The 19,251-nt window shown below is 34.0% G+C and carries 14 protein-coding genes; 8 read left to right on the top strand and 6 right to left on the bottom strand.

What is annotated here, in order from left to right; translation table 11 throughout:
* The first annotated feature begins 214 nt into the window (after positions 1-214).
* A complete protein-coding gene (locus QYS48_RS05775; RefSeq protein ID WP_308357900.1) occupies positions 215-1,432 on the top strand; it encodes a pyridoxal-dependent decarboxylase in 1,218 nt (405 codons plus the stop codon).
* 66 nt (positions 1,433-1,498) lie between these two features.
* Here the strand turns inward: QYS48_RS05775 and QYS48_RS05770 are convergent, their stop codons facing one another.
* A complete protein-coding gene (locus QYS48_RS05770; RefSeq protein WP_308357899.1) occupies positions 1,499-1,873 on the bottom strand; it encodes a DUF1987 domain-containing protein in 375 nt (124 codons plus the stop codon).
* Between the two features lie 217 nt (positions 1,874-2,090).
* Between QYS48_RS05770 and QYS48_RS05765 the strand changes: the two genes are divergently transcribed.
* Together QYS48_RS05765 and QYS48_RS05760 are read left to right on the top strand one after the other, a co-directional pair.
* Positions 2,091-3,974 (top strand): M1 family metallopeptidase, encoded by a 1,884-nt coding sequence (locus QYS48_RS05765; RefSeq protein ID WP_308357898.1) that lies wholly within the window; start codon positions 2,091-2,093, stop codon positions 3,972-3,974.
* A gap of 24 nt (positions 3,975-3,998) precedes the next feature.
* Positions 3,999-4,913 carry a universal stress protein gene (locus tag QYS48_RS05760; RefSeq protein ID WP_308357897.1) on the top strand — a complete coding sequence of 305 codons (915 nt, stop codon included), beginning with the start codon at positions 3,999-4,001 and terminating at the stop codon, positions 4,911-4,913.
* 116 nt (positions 4,914-5,029) lie between these two features.
* On the opposite strand, the gene QYS48_RS05755 is transcribed toward QYS48_RS05760, so the two are convergent.
* The gene (locus QYS48_RS05755; protein WP_308357896.1) at positions 5,030-6,175 is read right to left on the bottom strand and encodes a cysteine desulfurase family protein; all 1,146 of its coding nucleotides are present in this window, start codon (positions 6,173-6,175) and stop codon (positions 5,030-5,032) included.
* A gap of 3 nt (positions 6,176-6,178) precedes the next feature.
* Positions 6,179-7,573, bottom strand: a complete 1,395-nt coding sequence (gene glmM, locus QYS48_RS05750) for a phosphoglucosamine mutase (protein WP_308357895.1) — start codon at positions 7,571-7,573, stop codon at positions 6,179-6,181.
* Between the two features lie 161 nt (positions 7,574-7,734).
* On the opposite strand from glmM, the gene QYS48_RS05745 reads away from it, so the two are divergent.
* From QYS48_RS05745 to QYS48_RS05725, 5 genes are all read left to right on the top strand, one after another.
* The gene (locus QYS48_RS05745; RefSeq protein ID WP_308357894.1) at positions 7,735-8,676 is read left to right on the top strand and encodes a hypothetical protein; all 942 of its coding nucleotides are present in this window, start codon (positions 7,735-7,737) and stop codon (positions 8,674-8,676) included.
* 4 nt (positions 8,677-8,680) lie between these two features.
* On the top strand, positions 8,681-9,760 hold the full coding sequence (locus QYS48_RS05740; protein WP_308357893.1) for an ArsO family NAD(P)H-dependent flavin-containing monooxygenase: 1,080 nt from the start codon (positions 8,681-8,683) through the stop codon (positions 9,758-9,760).
* 181 nt (positions 9,761-9,941) lie between these two features.
* Entirely contained in the window at positions 9,942-12,866 is a 2,925-nt protein-coding gene (locus tag QYS48_RS05735; RefSeq protein ID WP_308357892.1) for a SusC/RagA family TonB-linked outer membrane protein, read from the top strand.
* A gap of 12 nt (positions 12,867-12,878) precedes the next feature.
* A complete protein-coding gene (locus tag QYS48_RS05730) occupies positions 12,879-14,240 on the top strand; it encodes a RagB/SusD family nutrient uptake outer membrane protein (RefSeq protein WP_308357891.1) in 1,362 nt (453 codons plus the stop codon).
* Between the two features lie 155 nt (positions 14,241-14,395).
* Positions 14,396-16,558: a 7TM diverse intracellular signaling domain-containing protein gene (locus QYS48_RS05725; RefSeq protein ID WP_308357890.1), complete on the top strand. Its 2,163-nt coding sequence runs from the start codon at positions 14,396-14,398 to the stop codon at positions 16,556-16,558.
* Here the strand turns inward: QYS48_RS05725 and QYS48_RS05720 are convergent.
* From QYS48_RS05720 to lpcA, 3 genes are read right to left on the bottom strand one after another with little or no spacing between them, the layout of a single operon-like run.
* Positions 16,541-17,149 (bottom strand): DUF6134 family protein, encoded by a 609-nt coding sequence (locus tag QYS48_RS05720; RefSeq protein ID WP_308357889.1) that lies wholly within the window; start codon positions 17,147-17,149, stop codon positions 16,541-16,543. The genes QYS48_RS05725 and QYS48_RS05720 overlap by 18 nt on opposite strands.
* On the bottom strand, positions 17,137-18,675 hold the full coding sequence (locus tag QYS48_RS05715; RefSeq protein WP_308357888.1) for a YifB family Mg chelatase-like AAA ATPase: 1,539 nt from the start codon (positions 18,673-18,675) through the stop codon (positions 17,137-17,139). The genes QYS48_RS05720 and QYS48_RS05715 overlap by 13 nt, the downstream gene beginning before the upstream one ends.
* Positions 18,665-19,246, bottom strand: coding sequence for a D-sedoheptulose 7-phosphate isomerase (lpcA, locus tag QYS48_RS05710; RefSeq protein ID WP_302103163.1), 582 nt, complete (start codon positions 19,244-19,246; stop codon positions 18,665-18,667). The genes QYS48_RS05715 and lpcA overlap by 11 nt, the downstream gene beginning before the upstream one ends.
* Between the last annotated feature and the right edge of the window lie 5 nt (positions 19,247-19,251).

Below are 19,251 nucleotides of genomic sequence, written 5' to 3'. Positions count from 1 at the left end.
GAATATACACTTATACTGTAAAAGTAATGAACTAAAAAAATATGTTCATAGCATAGCTTCCCCCTTAAGGGGGATAAAGGGGGTGTTTTAATTTTGCGTCTTAGCGTTTAAGCGAGAGTTTGTAATATCCTCTTAAATCCCTACATTTGCATCACCTATCCAAGATCTCCGCACGAGGAATCTGCCCCTAATTCAAAACATTAAATTTCTTATTATGCAAAAGTGGAAAAAGCTATCTCAAAGTGAGATAAGACAAAGGATATTTTCTGCACTTTCAGAAAATGTAGATTACTATAATGAAAATATTATTGGGTTGCCAGCTTCTCATTTAGATGATAAGGTGTTTTATCAAAATGCACCTTTTCTTGAGGATGCTCCTTATTTATCAACGCTAATTCACAATCCCAATCATATTGGCTGTCATACATTAGGAGAGTCTGAAAGCTTTTTTAGAGGTACACAGGAATTAGAAAAAGAGGTGATTAAAGTTTGTGCTGAAGATATACTGCATTGTGATTCTGAATATGATGGCTATGTAGCTTCGGGAGGTACAGAAGCCAATATGCAGGCAGTGTGGATTTACAGGAATTACTTTTTACAAGAGAAGAAAGCGAAGCTAAATGAAATAGCGCTAATCAGTTCCAGCGATGCTCATTACTCTTCAGCAAAGGCTTCTAATGTACTTCAAATTGATTTTTTTAAAGTAAAGGTTGATGAGAATGATAGATCTATCAGCAAAGAGGCTGTTCATGAAACTATAGAAGAAGCTCAATCTCAAGGCAAGAAGTATTTTATAATAGTTGCCAATATGATGACCACTATGTTTGGCTCGGTGGATGATGTAAGTGTTTATACAGATACTTTTCAAGAGAAAGGTCTAGATTTTAAACTGCATGTTGATGGAGCTTATGGTGGATTTTATTATCCATTTGCTAAATCGGATAATGATTTGAATTTTAGTAATCCTCATGTAAACTCTATTACCTTAGATGCGCATAAGATGCTACAGGCACCCTATGGAACTGGAATTTTCCTGATTCGAAAAAACTGGATGCATTATGCTAATACACAAGAAGCAAGCTATGTTGAAGGTCAAGATTTCACCTTAATTGGATCTCGATCTGGAGCTAATGCAATAGCTATTTGGATGATTTTGATGACTTATGGTCCGAACGGATGGTTCGAAAAAACATTGGTATTAAACCATAGAACTAAATGGCTTTGCGATCAATTAGCAGAGAAGGAGATTGAATTCTATCGATATCCCGATGCCAATATAGTCACCATTAAAGCCGAATATTTGAATCCGGTAATTTGTAAAAAATATGGATTAATTCCTGACAACCACAAAGGACCAAAATGGTATAAAATAGTAGTCATGGATCATGTTACTATTGAAAAGCTTGAGTTATTTTTAAATGAAATAGACTAAAAAAAAGCGGTTAGAGAAATTAATTTCCCTAACCGCTTTTTTTAAATTTATTAATTAAATTTTTACTTATTCATATGGAATAATTTCAATAGGTAATCTGCAAAGATTTGCAAAATCTTCACCAATCTCCATCATATCATCATCAGATTCTCTATAGAACCATTTAATTTTAACTTCTTTCCCATCCTTATCCGTTAATGTTTCCATTTTATGGATCATATCTAACATTAATTTTGAAGTACTAGTATTAAAATAATCTAGTCTGAAATGCAATTCAGTTACCGGTAAAGGGTTTTCTAAATAACGGTTTAGATGGTCAAATATGGGAGTGAACACATCCATTGGATTCTCAGGAATTGAAGAACCGGATATTTCAAAAAACCCCTTTTCAATATCTATTACTACAGTGGGGCGCTGGTGTGTGCCTGACATTCTAAACATATGGTATCAAATATGATAACAAAATACGTTAACTTCAAAATCTTGTTTTAAATTTCGACAGTTATTGGTTTTTTTACTGTTAATTTTTAAAAAGCTTACGAATTTAGTGATTTAGTTTTAAGGTAGCGCTTTTTCTTGAGCAAATTTAACAATTATCTTAATTTTCATAAATAATAGAACAATAACAAGAAAATTGAAAATAATCTATCCAAATAGAATGTATAAATTAACAGTATTGTCGTGTTTTTTAATGGCATTATTTTCTTGTAATGAGAAAAAAGATATGGAAAATAATAGAGTAAGTGTAATCAATTATAAGGGAAAAGATATGCATACCTTTTCGAATTCTGAAGAGGCAAAAATTAAGCATTTGAATTGGGAGGCATTTGTAGATTTTGAAAACAAAATTATTAATGCCATTGCTCAATTTGATATTGAGAAATATCCAAATGCAGAAAAAATAATCTTAGATACTAAAGGACTTGATATTGAAAAGGTATGGAGTAATGATCAAGTTTCTATTGATTATGAATTAAAAAGTAAAGATGATTTATTGGGTACAGCCCTTCTTATTCCGATTAATAAATCAACTCATACAATCAGCATTGCTTATAAAACAAAACCAAATGCAGAAGCTTTACAATGGCTAAATCCTAATCAAACCTCAGGAAATCAACCCTTTTTATTTTCACAATCTCAAGCCATTTTGTGCCGATCATGGATTCCTATACAGGATTCACCAGGTATTCGATTCACCTTTAATGCAAAGGTGGAAGTACCTAAAGGATTTTTAGCTTTAATGAGCGCATCAAATCCTCAGGAAGTAGATACTACAGGGGTTTATGAGTTTCAAATGGAACAACCCATTCCTGCTTACTTAATGTCGTTGGCGGTAGGTGATTTGCAATATCAAAAAACTGGAAAAAACACAGGCTTTTATGCTGAACCCGCTACCATTGATAAAGCTAATCAAGACTTAAAAGATTTACAGTCCTTTTTAGAAACTGCTGAAAACCTTTATGGTAAATATAGATGGGAACAATTTGATGTTTTGGTTTTGCCGCCTAGTTTTCCTTTCGGTGGGATGGAAAACCCTCGTTTAACTTTTGCAACTCCAACAATTTTGGCAGGAGATAAGTCGCTGGTTTCATTAATTGCACATGAATTAGCTCACAGCTGGTCAGGCAATTTGGTAACTAATGCTACTTGGAATGATTTCTGGCTTAATGAGGGCTTTACTGTTTATTTCGAATATCGAATTATGGAAGCTATGTACGGAAGGGATTATTCTGAAATGTTGGCTTCTATTTCTTACAAGGAATTAAAAGAAGAGGTTAAGGAATTAATTGATGAAGGAAATGAAAAGGATACTCAACTTAAATTAAATTTAGAGGGCAGAAATCCTGATGTTGGGATGACAGCTATAGCTTACGACAAAGGCTATTTCTTTTTAAGAAGGTTGGAAGAACTAGTAGGTAGAGAAAAATTCGACATCTTTTTAAATCAATACTTTGGTGAGTTTGCGTTTCAATCCATTAATACGGAGAAGTTTTTATATTATTTGGAACAAAATTTATTTGGAAAAAATGACATAAAAATGCCAGAGGATTTACTGCAAAACTGGGTTTATGAATCCGGAATTCCACAGGATATCCCAGCTCCTAATTCCCAAAGATTCTTAGCTGTTAATAATGCAATTCAAAATTGGTTATCTACTGAAAATATAGATACTCTTCAAACTTCTAAGTGGAGTACGCATGAATTTTTACATTTTTTTCATCAGCTGCCGGATAGCATAACGTATCTACAGGTACAAGAATTAGATCAAAAATTTAATTTCACTAATAGCGGGAATGCGGAAATACTAAGCGAATGGTTTTTACTTGCTATTAAAGCAGACTATCGCCCCGCCTTTGGTAAAATGGAGGAGTTTTTGATAAACACGGGAAGAAAAAAGTTTTTAATGCCAATTTATACTAAGCTTTATAAATCAGATAATTATAGGGCGCTAGCGTTACGTATATACAGAAAAGCAAGAGAAAATTACCACTTTGTCAGCTACAATTCGTTAGATAAATTACTAAATTACAGTATCAACTGATTTTTTAATCAAAAATAACTGGACATGTATAAAATTGAAAGACTTTTAGTTGCTCTTGATCTTACTAAAATGGATGAAGTACTAGTGAAATATACTTCTCATTTAGCTCAATTTCTAAAGAGTGAAAAAGTTTACTTTATTCATATTGCAAAGGATTTAGAACTACCAGAAGAGTTAAAAAAGAATTACCCTGATCTACTAGCCCCAACTGATGAGTCTATGATGGAGTCAATGAGGAAAGTGGTAGATAAATATTGGGAGACAGACCGCAAATGTGAAATCTCAATTGAGGTTAAGGAAGGAGATCCATCAGAGCAAATTTTGAAGTGGGTTGATATTAAAAACGTGGATATGATGGTGATGGGAAGAAAAAAGGAACTAAAGGGAGGCGGAATCATGCCGCACAAGGTTGCAAAAGTTGCTCATACTTCTTTAATGATGGTTCCCGAAGATTCTAGTTTTAAACTTAATAAAGTAGTAGTACCTGTTGATTTTTCAAAGCATTCTAAATTAGTGGTAGAACAAGCATTAGAAATTACTAAAGATAGAGATGTTTCTTTATCACTATTAAACATATTTAGAGTACCAATCGGTTACAACAAAACTGGTAAGTCTTATTCTGAATTTGCAAAAATTATGGAATCTCATGCTCAGCATGATTTTCAGGAGTTTGTTAAAAAGAATGATTTTCCAGATGACCTTATCTGTCATTATGGTTTAGATGATGATGATTTGCCAGCGGATAAGATTTTTGATTTTGCCTCAGAGCAAAATGCAGATATGATCATTATGGGATCAAAAGGAAGAACAGGGCTGGCCTCTCTTTTCTTAGGAAGTGTGGCTGAAAAAGTAATTAGCTATGATAGCCATATCCCTCTTATGATAATTAAAGAAAAAGGTGAGAACATGGGGTTTATTAAAGCCTTATTGAAATTATAAATTTAATCTTTTGAGTATAAAAAAGCCGAAGCAATTTAAATTACTTCGGCTTTTTTGTGAGTTTTGTCTAATCCTGAAATAGCGTTACATGAACGCAATATTGTGAAATAATCAGATTATACTGTTTTTTGTTCATATAGTTCAGCAACTGCAGCAACTGCTTTATCAATATCATCAGCAGTATTAAACTTACTAAATGAAAAGCGCACATTAGGCCTTTCTGCTGCGTTTCCTAATTCAGCAATTACATGTGAGCCAACATCACTTCCACTGCTACAGGCAGAACCACCACTAGCGGATATTCCTTTTATATCTAAGTTGAATAAAAGCATATCGCTCATGTTAGTTGGCGGTAAGCTAACGTTTAATACGGTGTATAAGCTATTATCTGAGTCTTCGCTTAATCCATTAAAAGCAACACCTTCTACTTTAACTTTTAATTTTTGGATCATTCTGTCCTTTAAGCCTTGAATATGATTATGGTGTTCCTCCATATCTCGGTAAGCAATTTCCATTGCTTTGGCTAGCCCAACAATTCCATATACATTTTCAGTACCCCCGCGCATATTTCGTTCTTGCGCACCGCCATGAATAAAAGGATGAATTTTATGATCGTTGTTGATATATAAAAATCCAACACCTTTTGGGCCGTGAAATTTATGTGCGGCACCCACAATATGTTGAGCTTTTATCTCCTGAAGATCATGTGTATAATGAGCCATGGTTTGAACAGTGTCGGAATGAAAAATGGCTTTATGTTCTTTGCATATCCAACTCACCTCTTCAATATCCAGAATATTGCCAATTTCATTGTTGCCATGCATTAATGAAACTAAACTTTCTGGGTGATTCTTTAACCAATCCTTCAAAGCAGATAAATCTATTACTCCTTTATCATCAAGTGGAACGTAATCTAATTTGATTTGACCTGTTTTTTCAAGATGCTGTAAAGTATGTAAAACAGCATGATGTTCAATTTTTGAAGTGATCACATGTGTTATCCCTCTTTGCTCAATGCTGCATCTTAAGGCTGTATTATCAGCTTCAGTACCACCTGAAGTGAAGAATATTTCAGAAGGAGATGTATTCAATAATTCAGCAATAGTACGCCTTGATTTCTCAATTGCAGAACGAACTTCTCTTCCATGTGAATGGATTGAAGATGGGTTACCAAAATGATTGAGCATGTAGGGCTTCATCGCTTCGAAAACCTCAGGATCCAATGCGGTGGTAGCTGCATTATCTAAATAAATCCCTGCCATTGTTTAATTTTCTTTATTTGAAATAATTTCTTTTATATCAGATATCATTTTCTGTGCTAAATGCTCAGCTTTTGATTCTGAATCTGATTCTGAATAAATTCTGATAATAGGCTCTGTATTAGATTTTCTTAAATGAACCCATTCCTTATCAAATTCTACTTTAACTCCATCAATAGTGTTGATTGGTTGCTTTTTATATCGCTCTTGAATTGCTTTAAGAATTGCGTCAACATCAATTTCAGGTGTTAATTCAATTTTATTTTTAGAAATATGATAATTAGGGAATGAGGCTCTTAATTGAGAACATGATTTACCTGTTTTCGCCAAATGCGTTAAGAATAAAGCAATTCCTACCAAGGCATCTCTACCGTAATGAAGTTCAGGATAAATAATTCCACCATTACCTTCGCCTCCGATTATAGCATCGGTTTCTTTCATTTTGGTGACTACATTTACCTCTCCTACTGCTGAAGCTTCATATTTACCCCCTCTTTTTTCAGTAACATCACGTAATGCTCTAGTACTAGAAAGGTTCGAAACGGTATTCCCTTTTTGTTGACTTAAAACATAATCAGCAACTGCCACCAAGGTATATTCTTCTCCAAATGGCGTTCCGTCTTCATTTACTATAGCCAACCTATCAACATCTGGGTCCAACACAAAGCCTAGGTCGTATTGACCATTTGCTAATTCATTACTAATATGAGTTATATTCTCGGGTAATGGTTCAGGATTATGTGGGAAATTCCCATCCGGATAGCAATATAATTCTCTTACTTCAGCTACACCTAGTGATTTTAATAGTTTTGGGATAGCAATTCCTCCAGTACTATTTACTGCATCCACTACTACTTTGAATTTTCTTTCACGTATTGCAGCTACATCTACTAAAGGCAAATCGATTACCATGTCAATGTGCTTTTGAATGTAGTGATCTTGAGTAGTGTATTTGCCTATTTTCTTTACTTCGCTAAAATCATAATCAGCGTTTTCAGCTAAATCTAAAATAGCCTGACCATCTTCTCCTGAAATAAATTCACCTTTATCATTTAATAATTTTAAGGCATTCCACTGCACAGGATTATGACTTGCTGTTAAAATGATTCCTCCAGCAGCTTTTTCTAGGGTAACGGCCACCTCTACGGTAGGAGTAGTAGAAAGACCTAAATCAACCACATTCATTCCCATGCCTTGTAAAGTTGCAGAAACCAATTTCGAAACCATTTCTCCTGTTGGTCTTGCATCTCTACCTATAACAATTTTCTTATTATCGCTCTTGCTTTTAATCCAGGCTGCATATGCACTGCTGAACTTTACGATATCAACAGGCGTTAAACCTTCTCCCGTCTTTCCTCCTATGGTTCCTCTTATGCCAGATATTGATTTTATTAAGGTCACTTATATTTATTTTTGATTCGAACGGCAAATGTACTAAAAAATGGAAAGCCAATGAATAAATTTCCTGTTTGATAGAAATATTAATGAGGTTAATCGTTTTTTATGATACAGGTCATATTTTATTTTTTTACATTTAATTGAACTATAAATTTTAATCAACCTTGTCAATAAGTTTAAAAAAATGGACTCATGCAGGTATCGCTATTGATATGGATGATAATGCTAAACGTAAGTTATTTCTTACGAATGTTATGGCTTTATCATTGGCTCTGGTGATGATAGTTGTGGGCTTAAATGATATTAGCAACGAGAATTACTATGCTTCCTATCGAAGAATGGGAGTTTTAATAATCATGCTTTTTATCCCCATATTCAACTTCTATCGTTACTACAGATTATCCAAAAGTATATTACTGCTATTTCCTAGTTTAATTTTATTAGGAGTTCCAATTTTAATAGGCGATTTTTTTCCTGGTCAATTCATTTGGTTTCAATATGCCGCTGCTATTTTTTGTTCTGTTCCATTTATAATTTTCGAACATCAAAATGATAGATTATTCATTATCTTATTTTTAGTTTATTTCTTAACTATTACTCTCTTTATAGATAAGGTGTTATTGTATTATAGTAATCCACCTGAAGCTATGAAGGAATTAGTATCTAATTTTACAGATTTTAAAATCCCACCTCTTTTTATTGCTCTATTTTCTACCACTACATTTTTATGGTATAATAGGACCAATGCAGAATATGAAAGAAAGTTAAAACAAGCCAATATTGAATTAGAGGAAACGCATGAAGAATTAATTGCTAAGAATGAGGAATATGAAGCGATAAATCGCAATCTTGAAAATTTAGTAAAAGAAAGATCACGTTTAATTGAAACTAAAAACCGACAAATTATTGATTATGCTAATATAAACGCCCATAAAGTAAGAGGTCCATTGGCACGGATCATGGGGTTAATCAATATTTCCGAATACTCACAAGAACCTGAAGAATTGAAAAAGCTTTTCTTAAAACTAAAGAAACCATCTCAAGAGCTAAACGAGATTATTCAAGAGATAAATAAAACACTTGACCAATCAGAAGAGGAGAATTAATTGAATGGATGATTTGCATAACTATTCCGACTCTACTTATGATGTTATTGTGATAGGTGGCGGCCAAAGCGGCTTAGCTTGTGGCTATTATTTAAGAAGAACAGATTTAAGGTATTTAATTATTGATGATCAGCCAAAGTGTGGAGGGGCTTGGCAAAACGCATGGGATTCTTTAACCTTATTTTCCCCTTCAGAGCACAGTTCATTACCAGGTTGGTTAATGCCAAAATCTGAAAATGAGTTTCCTGTTAAAAATGAAGTTATCCAATATTTATGTCAGTATGAAGAGCGATATAAGCTCAATATAAAAAGACCAATTAAGGTCCTAAATGTAGCTAAAAAAGGAAATATTTATACAATAACCACAAATAAGGGAATTATAGAAAGCAGGGCTATAGTATCCGCTACAGGACGATGGTCTAAACCCTTTATTCCAGAAATTGAAGGGTTACATAGATTTAATGGGCAGCAAATCCATTCTGCACACTACAAAACTCCAAAAGATTTTAAAAATAAAAAGGTTTTAGTAGTTGGAGAAGGAAATTCGGGAGCTCAAATATTATCTGAAGTTTCCAAATTAGCCAGAGTGAAATGGGCGACCAATAAAGAACCTTCCTTCTTACCAGATGATGTAGACGGTAGGGTTTTATTTGACCAAGCAACTGCCAAATATTATGCTGAGAAGAAGGGAATAAAATGGTCAAATGAAAAGTACAATTTAGGAAATATTGTAATGCTTCCATCAGTGAAGGAAGGAAGAAATAGAGGTGTATTACAATCTGCGGGAACGATTAGTTACTTTAATGAAAATGGGGTAGTATGGAAATCAGGAAAGGAAGAAAGTTTTGATGTTATAATTTGGTGTACTGGATTTAAATATGCTACTGATTTTCTCAGAAATGTAATTGATCTTGATGAAAAAGGTCAGGTAAAAACAAAAACAACACCTTCCGTTGATGAAAAATCAATATGGTTTGTAGGTTACGGTTCATGGACTGGATTTGCTTCAGCTACTTTGATTGGGGTAGGTCGTTCGGCTCGATCCACAATAAAAGAAATCCAATCATATATCGGTAATTTATAATAAAGTTACTGTATAAATATCACAATTCTAAGCTAACAAGCATTCGTTCGTTATAATACAGTTGTTTTCTTTTACATAGAAAATATTTTACTATTCCAACAAAAAAACAATATATTTGGTATAGTACCCATATATGTCAATAAAATTTCTCATATTAAGTTTAAACCAAAATTTAAAATCTATGAAAAAACAGTATCTATTAATGATCATTCTCTTCCTGATCGGGACATTTTCCTACGGGCAGGATCGGGTAATTGAGGGAACAGTAGTCAGCGCCAGTGATGGTCTTCCGTTAATTGGAGCCACAGTTGTGAAAAAAGGATCTACTTCAGGAGTAACTACTGATTTAGATGGAAAATTTAAATTATCTATTTCACAACCAGAAATTTTGGTAGTTTCTTTTATCGGCTTTGCTGAGAAAGAAGTTGCAGTTAATCCAGGCCAATCTGGCCCATTAACAATTAGTTTAGAAGAAGACATTACAAAATTGAATGAGGTTGTAGTGTCAGGTTTGGCATCAAGTGTCAAGCGTTCGAACTTAGGTAATGCGGTAGCAACAGTATCTTCCGAAGAATTGACCGGAATGACTAATCAGCCAACTATGGATAATGCATTATATGGTAAAGTAACTGGAGTAAACATTACGCAAAGCTCAGGTGCTCCGGGTGGTGGTATTGCCATGCGATTGAGGGGGGTAACTTCTATTACGGGTAATAACCAACCATTATTCATTATTGATGGAGTATATGTGAGTAATGCAGAAATTCCAAGTGGATTGAGAAATGCATCCGGTGCAAATTCAGGAAATGAAGAAAATGCTTCCAATAGGATTGCGGATTTGGCACCTTCTGATATTGAAAACATAGAGATTTTGAAAGGTCCTTCAGCTGCAGCAATTTATGGTGCTAGAGCAAACGCTGGGGTGGTAATCATTACAACCAAAAGGGGTAAAAGAGGTGAAACTAGAGTAAAAGTTTCTCAGGATTTGGGTTTCAATACTATTCAGAGATATATGGGGATTGGTGATAGGCCTTGGACTCCTAGTTTAGTGGCAGAAACATTTGGTGATGGAGAAGTAACGGCCTACAATGCAGCTATTAATGGAAGGGGTCTAGTAGATTATGAGGAAGAGTTATATGGTGAAACAGGCTTAATATCTGATACACGTGTTAGCGTAACAGGTGGAGATGAAAAGACTAAATTCTTTATTGGGGGATCATTAAGAGATGAAAATGGTATAGTAAAGAATACTGGCTATCAAAGAGCTAGCGTTAGAGCAAATATAGACCACCAGCTAACAGATAGAATAAAATTCACTACCTCAAGCAACTTTGTAAATTCATTTACACAAAGAGGCTTTACTGGTAATGAAAATGAAGGTGGATTAAGTTTAGGATATAACTTAGTTTACACTAGACCATGGGACAACCTTTTCCCAGATGAATTTGGCAATTATCCTGATAATCCAAATGCAGCGGGTAATATGTTATTAGTAAGGGATCAGGCAATTAATGATGAAAATATCAATCGATATATTCAAGGTGCTAGTTTAGATATTAATCTTTATGAAACAGACCAATCTTTCTTGAAATTTAAATGGAATGGCGGTTTCGATACGTATAATCTAGAAACTTACGTTTATGTTCCTGAATATCATCAGGCGCAGAGAGGATTGCAAAACGGATTTATTGGAGTAGGTAAGAATAGTATCTTCAATACAAATAATCAAGGGTTCTTAGTGTGGGACAACTATTTAAGTGGTGGTTCTTTACAATTAACTTCTCAAGTAGGATATACTTATATTACTTTCTCAAGAGATTTAGTGTATAATCAGGCTACTCAATTAATTCCAGCACAAACCACTTTAAGTCAATCGGGTACACAGGAATTAGATCAAACTCTTCAGGATGTTAGAGAATTCGGGTATTTTGCTCAACAAGAAGTTAACTTTGAAGACAAAATCATCGCAACTTTAGGTATTAGAGCTGATAAATCTACTTTAAATACTGATCAAAATAAATTGTATTATTTCCCTAAAGCATCATTAGCACTAAACATTGCAAACTACCCATTCTGGTCAGTAGATGCAATTAACCAATTGAAGGTTAGAGCGGCATATGGTGAAACAGGATCAAGTGCACGATTTGGTTCACTTTTCACAAGTTTTGATCCTGTAAATATTGGAGGTTCACCAGGTGTTTCAATCTCTAGCTTAAGAGGAAGTGATAATTTGGTACCAGAAACAGCAGCGGAGTTTGAAACCGGTTTAGATATGGGCTTATTAGATAATAAACTGTCTTTTACTGCAACTTATTATAATAGAACAGTCAATGATTTAATTCTTGAAAGACAATTGCAACCTTCTACTGGATTTAGCAGAGAAATTATAAACTTAGCTGATTTAGTAAACCGTGGTATAGAATTGTCAATGAATGCTCAGCCTGTTCAAAACGAGAATTTCATTTGGAATTCTACCACTAATTTCTGGTTAAATAGATCTGAGGTGACTAGACTAGACGTTCCTCCGTTTGCCCCTGCAGGTTCAGCCTTCGGAGTAGGTTTAGGTACTCCATTTATTGAAGAGGGACAACCCGTTACGCAATTAAAAGGTAGAATTGATGGTGAAGTCGTTACAGTTGGTGATGCAGAGCCAGATTTTCAAATGTCATTTTTCAATAACTTGACTTTCTTTAAGAATTTTGATTTTAGTTTTTTAGTGCACGTTAAGCAAGGAGGGGAAAATATTAATTTAACCACATTCTTGTCTGATTTAGCTGGTTTATCAGGAGACTTAGATGAACCTTCTGGTCAAGAAAGAACTTCTAATCCAAATACTGATAGGTATCTTGAAGATGCTTCCTATATGAGGTTGAGAGAAATTGCATTATATTATCGAATGCCAGACAACATACTCAGTGTGTTCAATGGTACTATTAACAAAATCAAAATAGGCGCTTCAGGTAGAAACTTATGGACAGTTACTCCTTATTCTGGATATGACCCAGAGGTTTCTACAAAAGGGGGCACAGGACTTTCTACAGGTTTAGATGTAAATCCATTCCCATCATCTAAGCAAGTGTATTTTCATGTAGAATTAGAATTTTAAATCAGAACAATCATGAAAAAATTTAATATAAATAACTTAAAATATATTTTGATATTAGGCTTATCCTTCGGTATGCTTTCATGTGAATTTGAAGATCAAGTTGATCCTAATAATCCAAGTTTACAGCAATATGATCAAGATGCGACTGTTAATGAGCTCAATAACTTGATAGTAGGGATTGAGTCTGAGATGCGCTCTGGTTATCCGCTATATGTTACGGCCACAGGTACAATAGCAAGAGAACTTTATTTATTTGATGCAGATCCAAGAAATACTGAGGATTTATTAGGAAAAAATGGAGCTGTGTTAGATAATAATACTTTTTATTTAACCAGCCCCTACAATAATAGCTATCAAAATGTAAAGAATACTAATATCTTATTGGATGCTTTAGACAATACAGCATTAGTATCTGAGACTGAAAAAAGTGGCTATAGAGGTTTTGCGAATACGGTACAGGCTTTACAGCTTTTAAGAGTCTTGAATATGCTAGACGAAAATGGAATAAGAGTAGATATTAAAGATCCAGATAATTTAGGTCCGTTTGTTTCAAAATCAGCAGCTCTAGAATTCATTTCTGGTTTATTAAATACTGGTTTTACTCAATTAGGAAATGCTGGGTCAGCTTTCCCTTTTGAATTATCCTCAGGTTTTGAAGGATTTAATACGCCATCTACTTTCGCTCAATTTAACAGAGCCTTAGCGGCAAGAGTTGCCATATACCGTGAAGAATGGGGGGCTGTTTTAGGTTTGTTAACAGATTCATTCTTTGATCCAAACGGAGATTTAACTGTTGGGCCTAAGCATAGTTTCTCAACTGCTTCGGGGGATCAATTAAATGGGCTATTCAAAATACCAGGTAATAATGGAGATATGATAGTAGTTCATGATAGATTCTTAAGTAATGCTGAAAGAATAAGCAATCCAAATGATGATACAGATACAATAGATCAACGGATAGTATGGAAAATGGCTAAAAGGGCGGAAAATGCACCTTCTAAGGATGGGTTAAATGGTAAATTAGAAACTGCATTATACCCAACACCAACTTCACCTATTGATATTATTAGAAATGAGGAGTTAGTATTAATTTCTGCAGAGGCTAAATTACAAACGGGTGATATTACAGGTGCTATTTCTGACTTAAATATCATTAGAGATTATGCTGGACTTGATCCATACAGTGGAGCTCAAACTGCTGATGCGGTTACAGATGAATTATTGACTCAAAGACAATACTCATTATGGTGTGAAGGTCATACTATGGTTGATTTAAGAAGATACGGTAGACTAAATGCAAACAATCTTCCAATCGACAGAGAAGGTGACCAAGTTTTTACTCAATTCCCTATTCCATTGACTGAAGCAGAGTAAATCATAAAAAAATCTATTTTTTAAAGAAATCTCCAATTTGCTTTTTGTAGTGATTTGGAGATTTTTTTTATCCACAAAAAAAGGTGTTTAATCTATATTTTCACAAGCTAATTCTAAAAATCCTTAGATTAGCTAAAAAATAGATTTTTTGCCTAATGAAAAGCACATATATATACTTCTTTATATGTATTAATTTTTTTCTTTTTGAAGAAAGTAAGGCAAGTGATTTCATTGAATTGTTTTCAGGTAAATCATATGAAAATATTGGAAAGAGAGTTAAGTTTTTAGAAGACCCAACAAACAGCTTAACTTATCAAGATATAAAATCATCAAAATACCAAAGTCTCTTTAAGGCTGGCGACAGTCAAGTACCTACATATGGTTTAAAAGACATTTCTCTTTGGGTGAAGGTAGAGCTAAAGCATTCATCGAATTTTGAAGTGCCGTATGTTTTAGAAATCGCATACCCTACTTTTGATTCAATTCAATACTTCATCGAAAAAGAAGGAGGAATTTCAGCAAGTGGCTATTTAGGTGATCAACAAGAATTTAATAATCGCTTAATTAATCATAAGAACTTCATAATTCCACTAGATTTAAATTCTTCTGATAGTTCTACAGTTTATTTAAGAATTAAGAATAAGGGATCATTGGTAGTTCCTTTGAATATCATTTCTAGGCAGATGCTTTATTCTGATGATATTATTGAGGAGTTATTATATGGAATCTTTTATGGAATCATGTTAGTAATGCTGCTTTATAATTTATTTTTAGCAGTTTCAGCACGGTCTATAAATTATCTATACTATGTAGGCATTATAACTGGTAACCTTTTAGCCCTATCAGCATTAAACGGACATGCTTTTATGTATATATGGAGTTCGTTTCCCTGGATTGCTAATCATGTAGTTATTTTTGGTATTGGCTTATGGATTTCTTCAAGTAATTTATTTGCATCAGCCTTCTTTGAAACCCAATATCAATTTAAAAAATATCATAATTATTTTCGAGCTTTAGTGTTAGTAGGGATAGTAATTATTATTTTATCCTTAACAATCGATTATTCAGTAGCTTTAAGAATTTCAAATTATTCATTGATTATTAACTGCTTTGGATTGCTCTATAGCGGTATTTACTTTTGGACAAGGAAGGTAAAGGTGGCTAGTGTTTTTACTCTGGCTTGGACTGGGTATTTGCTTGGGGTTTTACTTATTACTTTCAGAAATCTTGGTATTGTACCGGTTAATTTCATAACAACTCATTTTTTAGAATTTGGAGCAATATTAGAGGTAATATTGCTTTCAATTTCATTAGGCTATAAGTATCGACTGCTTGAAATAGAAAAAAAAGAAGCACAATTAAATTCTTTAGATTTAATGACTCAAAGCCAAAAATTGGTGCAAGAGCAAAATGAAGAATTAGAACGTAAAGTAGTTCTTAGAACTCATGAATTAGAAGAAAAGCAAGAAGAGATTCTGCAACAAAATGAAGAATTAAACGCCAAGAATGAAAAGTTAACTGAAGCACAACAGATTATTGAAGCACAAAATGCCAAATTAAAACTTTATACTGATGATCTTGAGTCTCAAGTAGAAAAGAGAACAGAGGATTTAAGAAATACTAATACGGAATTGGCACAGAATGTTCAGAAATTAGAGCAATACGCCTTTATGACGGCTCATAATTTGAGAGCACCAGTAGCAAGGTTATTAGGCTTAACGCACTTAATAGAAATAACACCGAATCCTGATTTATCAGAATGGACTAATATAGTATCTAAAATAAAGGAAGAGGGGGATAGTCTGGATGCTGTAATTAAAGATTTAAACGCCATTTTAGAATTAAAAAAAGAAGCTGAACAAAATCAAAGCATTATTAATCTTACAGAAACGCTTAATCAGACTAAGCGAATTTTAAAAAATTCAATTGAAGTGAGTAAAGGTAAAATCATTTTTGATAATCATGATTTTAATGAAATAAAATGTAATCCTACCTATATCGATAGCATTTTTTATAATTTACTATCGAATGCAATAAAATATAGATCAGAAGATAGACAATTAGAAGTTTTAATTCAGACTAAAATTGAAGAAGGTAAAAAGCTTTTAATATTTTCAGATAACGGAGTAGGAATAGATTTAAGCAAAAATGCGGATAAAATCTTTGGCATGTACAGAAGATTTCATACCCACGTTGAAGGAAAAGGTTTAGGCTTGTATTTAGTAAAAAGCCAAATTGAGATTTTAGGAGGTGAAATAAAGGTGGAAAGCGAATTAGATAAAGGAACTACTTTTACTTTGTCATTCCCCGTTGCGTAATTTCATTCTATATTCAACTGCACCTATGAAAAAATTATGCTGTATGCATTCGCCTTCATTATTATATTTAATTATCGTTTTTTCCCCTTCTTCATTCACCATCATATACCGACTTTCTTCAGGTAACTTAGCAATTCTGTTATATTTATGAGTCGCTTCTGAAAATATTGAATCCCTTGATTTTGGCTTTTTAAAATAAAGCTTTAACTCACTATTTATTATAGGTTTTTCATGCCAACCTTTAGTAGTATCCATTAAAGTGTGGTAATAGTTCTTTGATAGAATTTTCTCAATTTTAGATTCAGCTATTTTGCTATCATTTCTTTTATCTACAAAATAGGCTTGAATTAAGGTGTCATTTTGATAAATGGCTTCTCGTAGTTGAACCATTTTTGTAGGTGTAAAAAGCTTGTATTCTAAGTTTAACAAGGCTGAATAATATACTTTCCCACTATCTAGATCTTTTTGAGTAACCAGTAAATTTCCTACAGGTTTTTCTTCCACGAAGACATCATAAATCAATTCTTGCGAATAAAGATTAGTGCTAAAATGAATAAATAATAAAATGATTAATACTTTTAACCTGCCCATTCTTCTCTATCTAAACTTCTATATTGAATTGCTTCTGCTAAATGTTCAATTTTGATGTCTTCACTTCCTGCCAGATCAGCTATTGTTCTGGAAACTTTCATGATTCTGTCATAAGCTCGAGCAGAAAGTCCTAACTTTTCCATCGCATTTTTCAATAACGCTTTGCCTGCTGTATTTATTTCACATACTTCTTTCACCATTTGTGAGGGCATTAAAGCATTCGAATGAACCTCATTTAATCCCTCAAAACGATTTTTCTGTATTTCTCTGGCAGCTATTACTCGCTTTCGGATTGTTTCACTGTTTTCTGCTTTCCTGTTTTCGGTCATTTGGTCAAATGAAACGGGAGTCACTTCTACATGCAAGTCTATTCTATCTAATAAAGGGCCGCTTACCTTATTCAAGTACCTTTTTACTGCTCCCGGAGGGCAAACACATTCCTTTTCAGGGTGATTGTAATAACCGCAAGGACATGGATTCATGCTCGCAAGCAACATGAAATTAGCTGGAAAATCGACTGATACTTTTGCTCTTGATATAGTTACTCTTCTTTCTTCTAAGGGTTGCCGCATCACTTCCAAAACCGTTCTCTTAAACTCAGGCAGTTCATCTAAAAAAAGCACCCCATTATTAGCAAGGGAAATTTCTCCTGGTTGAGGAATTCCTCCCCCACCCACTAAGGCTACATCAGAAATAGTATGGTGAGGGGCTCTATAAGGTCTTGTCGCAATGAGTGAAGCGTTTGAACCTAACCTTCCAGCTACAGAATGAATTTTCGTAGTCTCCAAAGCTTCGGTTAAACTAAGCGGAGGTAAGATAGAAGGAAATCGCTTAGCTAACATGGTTTTACCTGCTCCTGGAGGACCTACCATGATAACGTTATGACCACCAGCTGCAGCAATTTCTAATGCTCGCTTTATATTTTCTTGACCTTGTACATCAGCAAAATCTGCTTCATAATCATTTAGATTGGTAAAGAAAATATCACGAGTGTCCATCTCAATGGGCTTAATATTGGAGCTACCTTCTAATACTTCTATCGCTTCTTTTAGATTTTCGACTCCTATAACATCCAGGTTATTTACAATAGCAGCCTCTGCTGCATTTTCTTTTGGAAGGATAAAGCCTTTAAACCCATTTTTTCTGGCTTCGATAGCAATGGGTAATACTCCTTTTATGGGTCTTAAAGTGCCATCTAAAGCTAGTTCTCCCATTATCATAAAATCTGCTAGCTTATCAGTGAATATTTGTTCGGATCCACTTAAAATTCCTAAGGCAATAGGTAAGTCGTATGCAGAGCCTTCTTTCTTAACGTCAGCGGGCGCTAAATTAACTACCACTTTTTGTCGAGGCATTCTATAGCCGCTGTATTTAATGGCTGCATCTATTCTATGCTCACTTTCTTTAATGGCATTATCGGGTAAGCCAACCATATGGAATTTTGTGCCTTGGCTTACATTAACTTCTATAGTGATGATATTTGCATCAACCCCATATACAGAACTTCCAAAAGTTTTAGCTAGCATAACCTAATCTTTTTTCGATTAGTAATATCATGATATGGATGATCTTGATATGCATTTCTTGTATTCTGTCTGCATATCCATGGTGCGGAACTCTAATTTCAACATCACATTCAGATGCTAAATTTCCACCATCTTTACCTGTGAGGCCAATAATTTTCATGCCTTTGGCTTTTGCAGCTTTACAAGCTTCTAAAATGTTTTTTGAATTTCCACTTGTACTGATGGCTAATAAAATATCTTCTTTTCTTCCTAGGGCCTCAATTGATCTGCTAAATATAAACTCAAAGCCATAATCATTACCCACACATGTGGTATGGCTAATGTCTGATAATGACATGGCAGCAATAGCGGGTCTGTTTTCTCTGAACTTACCACTTAATTCTTCTGCAAAATGCATGGCATCACAATGAGAACCTCCATTACCACAACTCATTACTTTTCCGTCTTGCTGAAGTGAATTGGTAATGAGTTCAACAGCAGCTTCAATATTGGCTAATTGATCAGCTTGGGTTAAAAAGTTATTCAGCGTTTCTTGAGCTGAATTCAATTCGTCTTTAATCAGATTAATCATTCATT

The sequence above is a fragment of the Marivirga arenosa genome (assembly GCF_030503895.2).
Classification (GTDB): Bacteria; Bacteroidota; Bacteroidia; order Cytophagales; family Cyclobacteriaceae; genus Marivirga; species Marivirga arenosa.
This window is presented reverse-complemented; position numbering and strand designations above follow the sequence as displayed.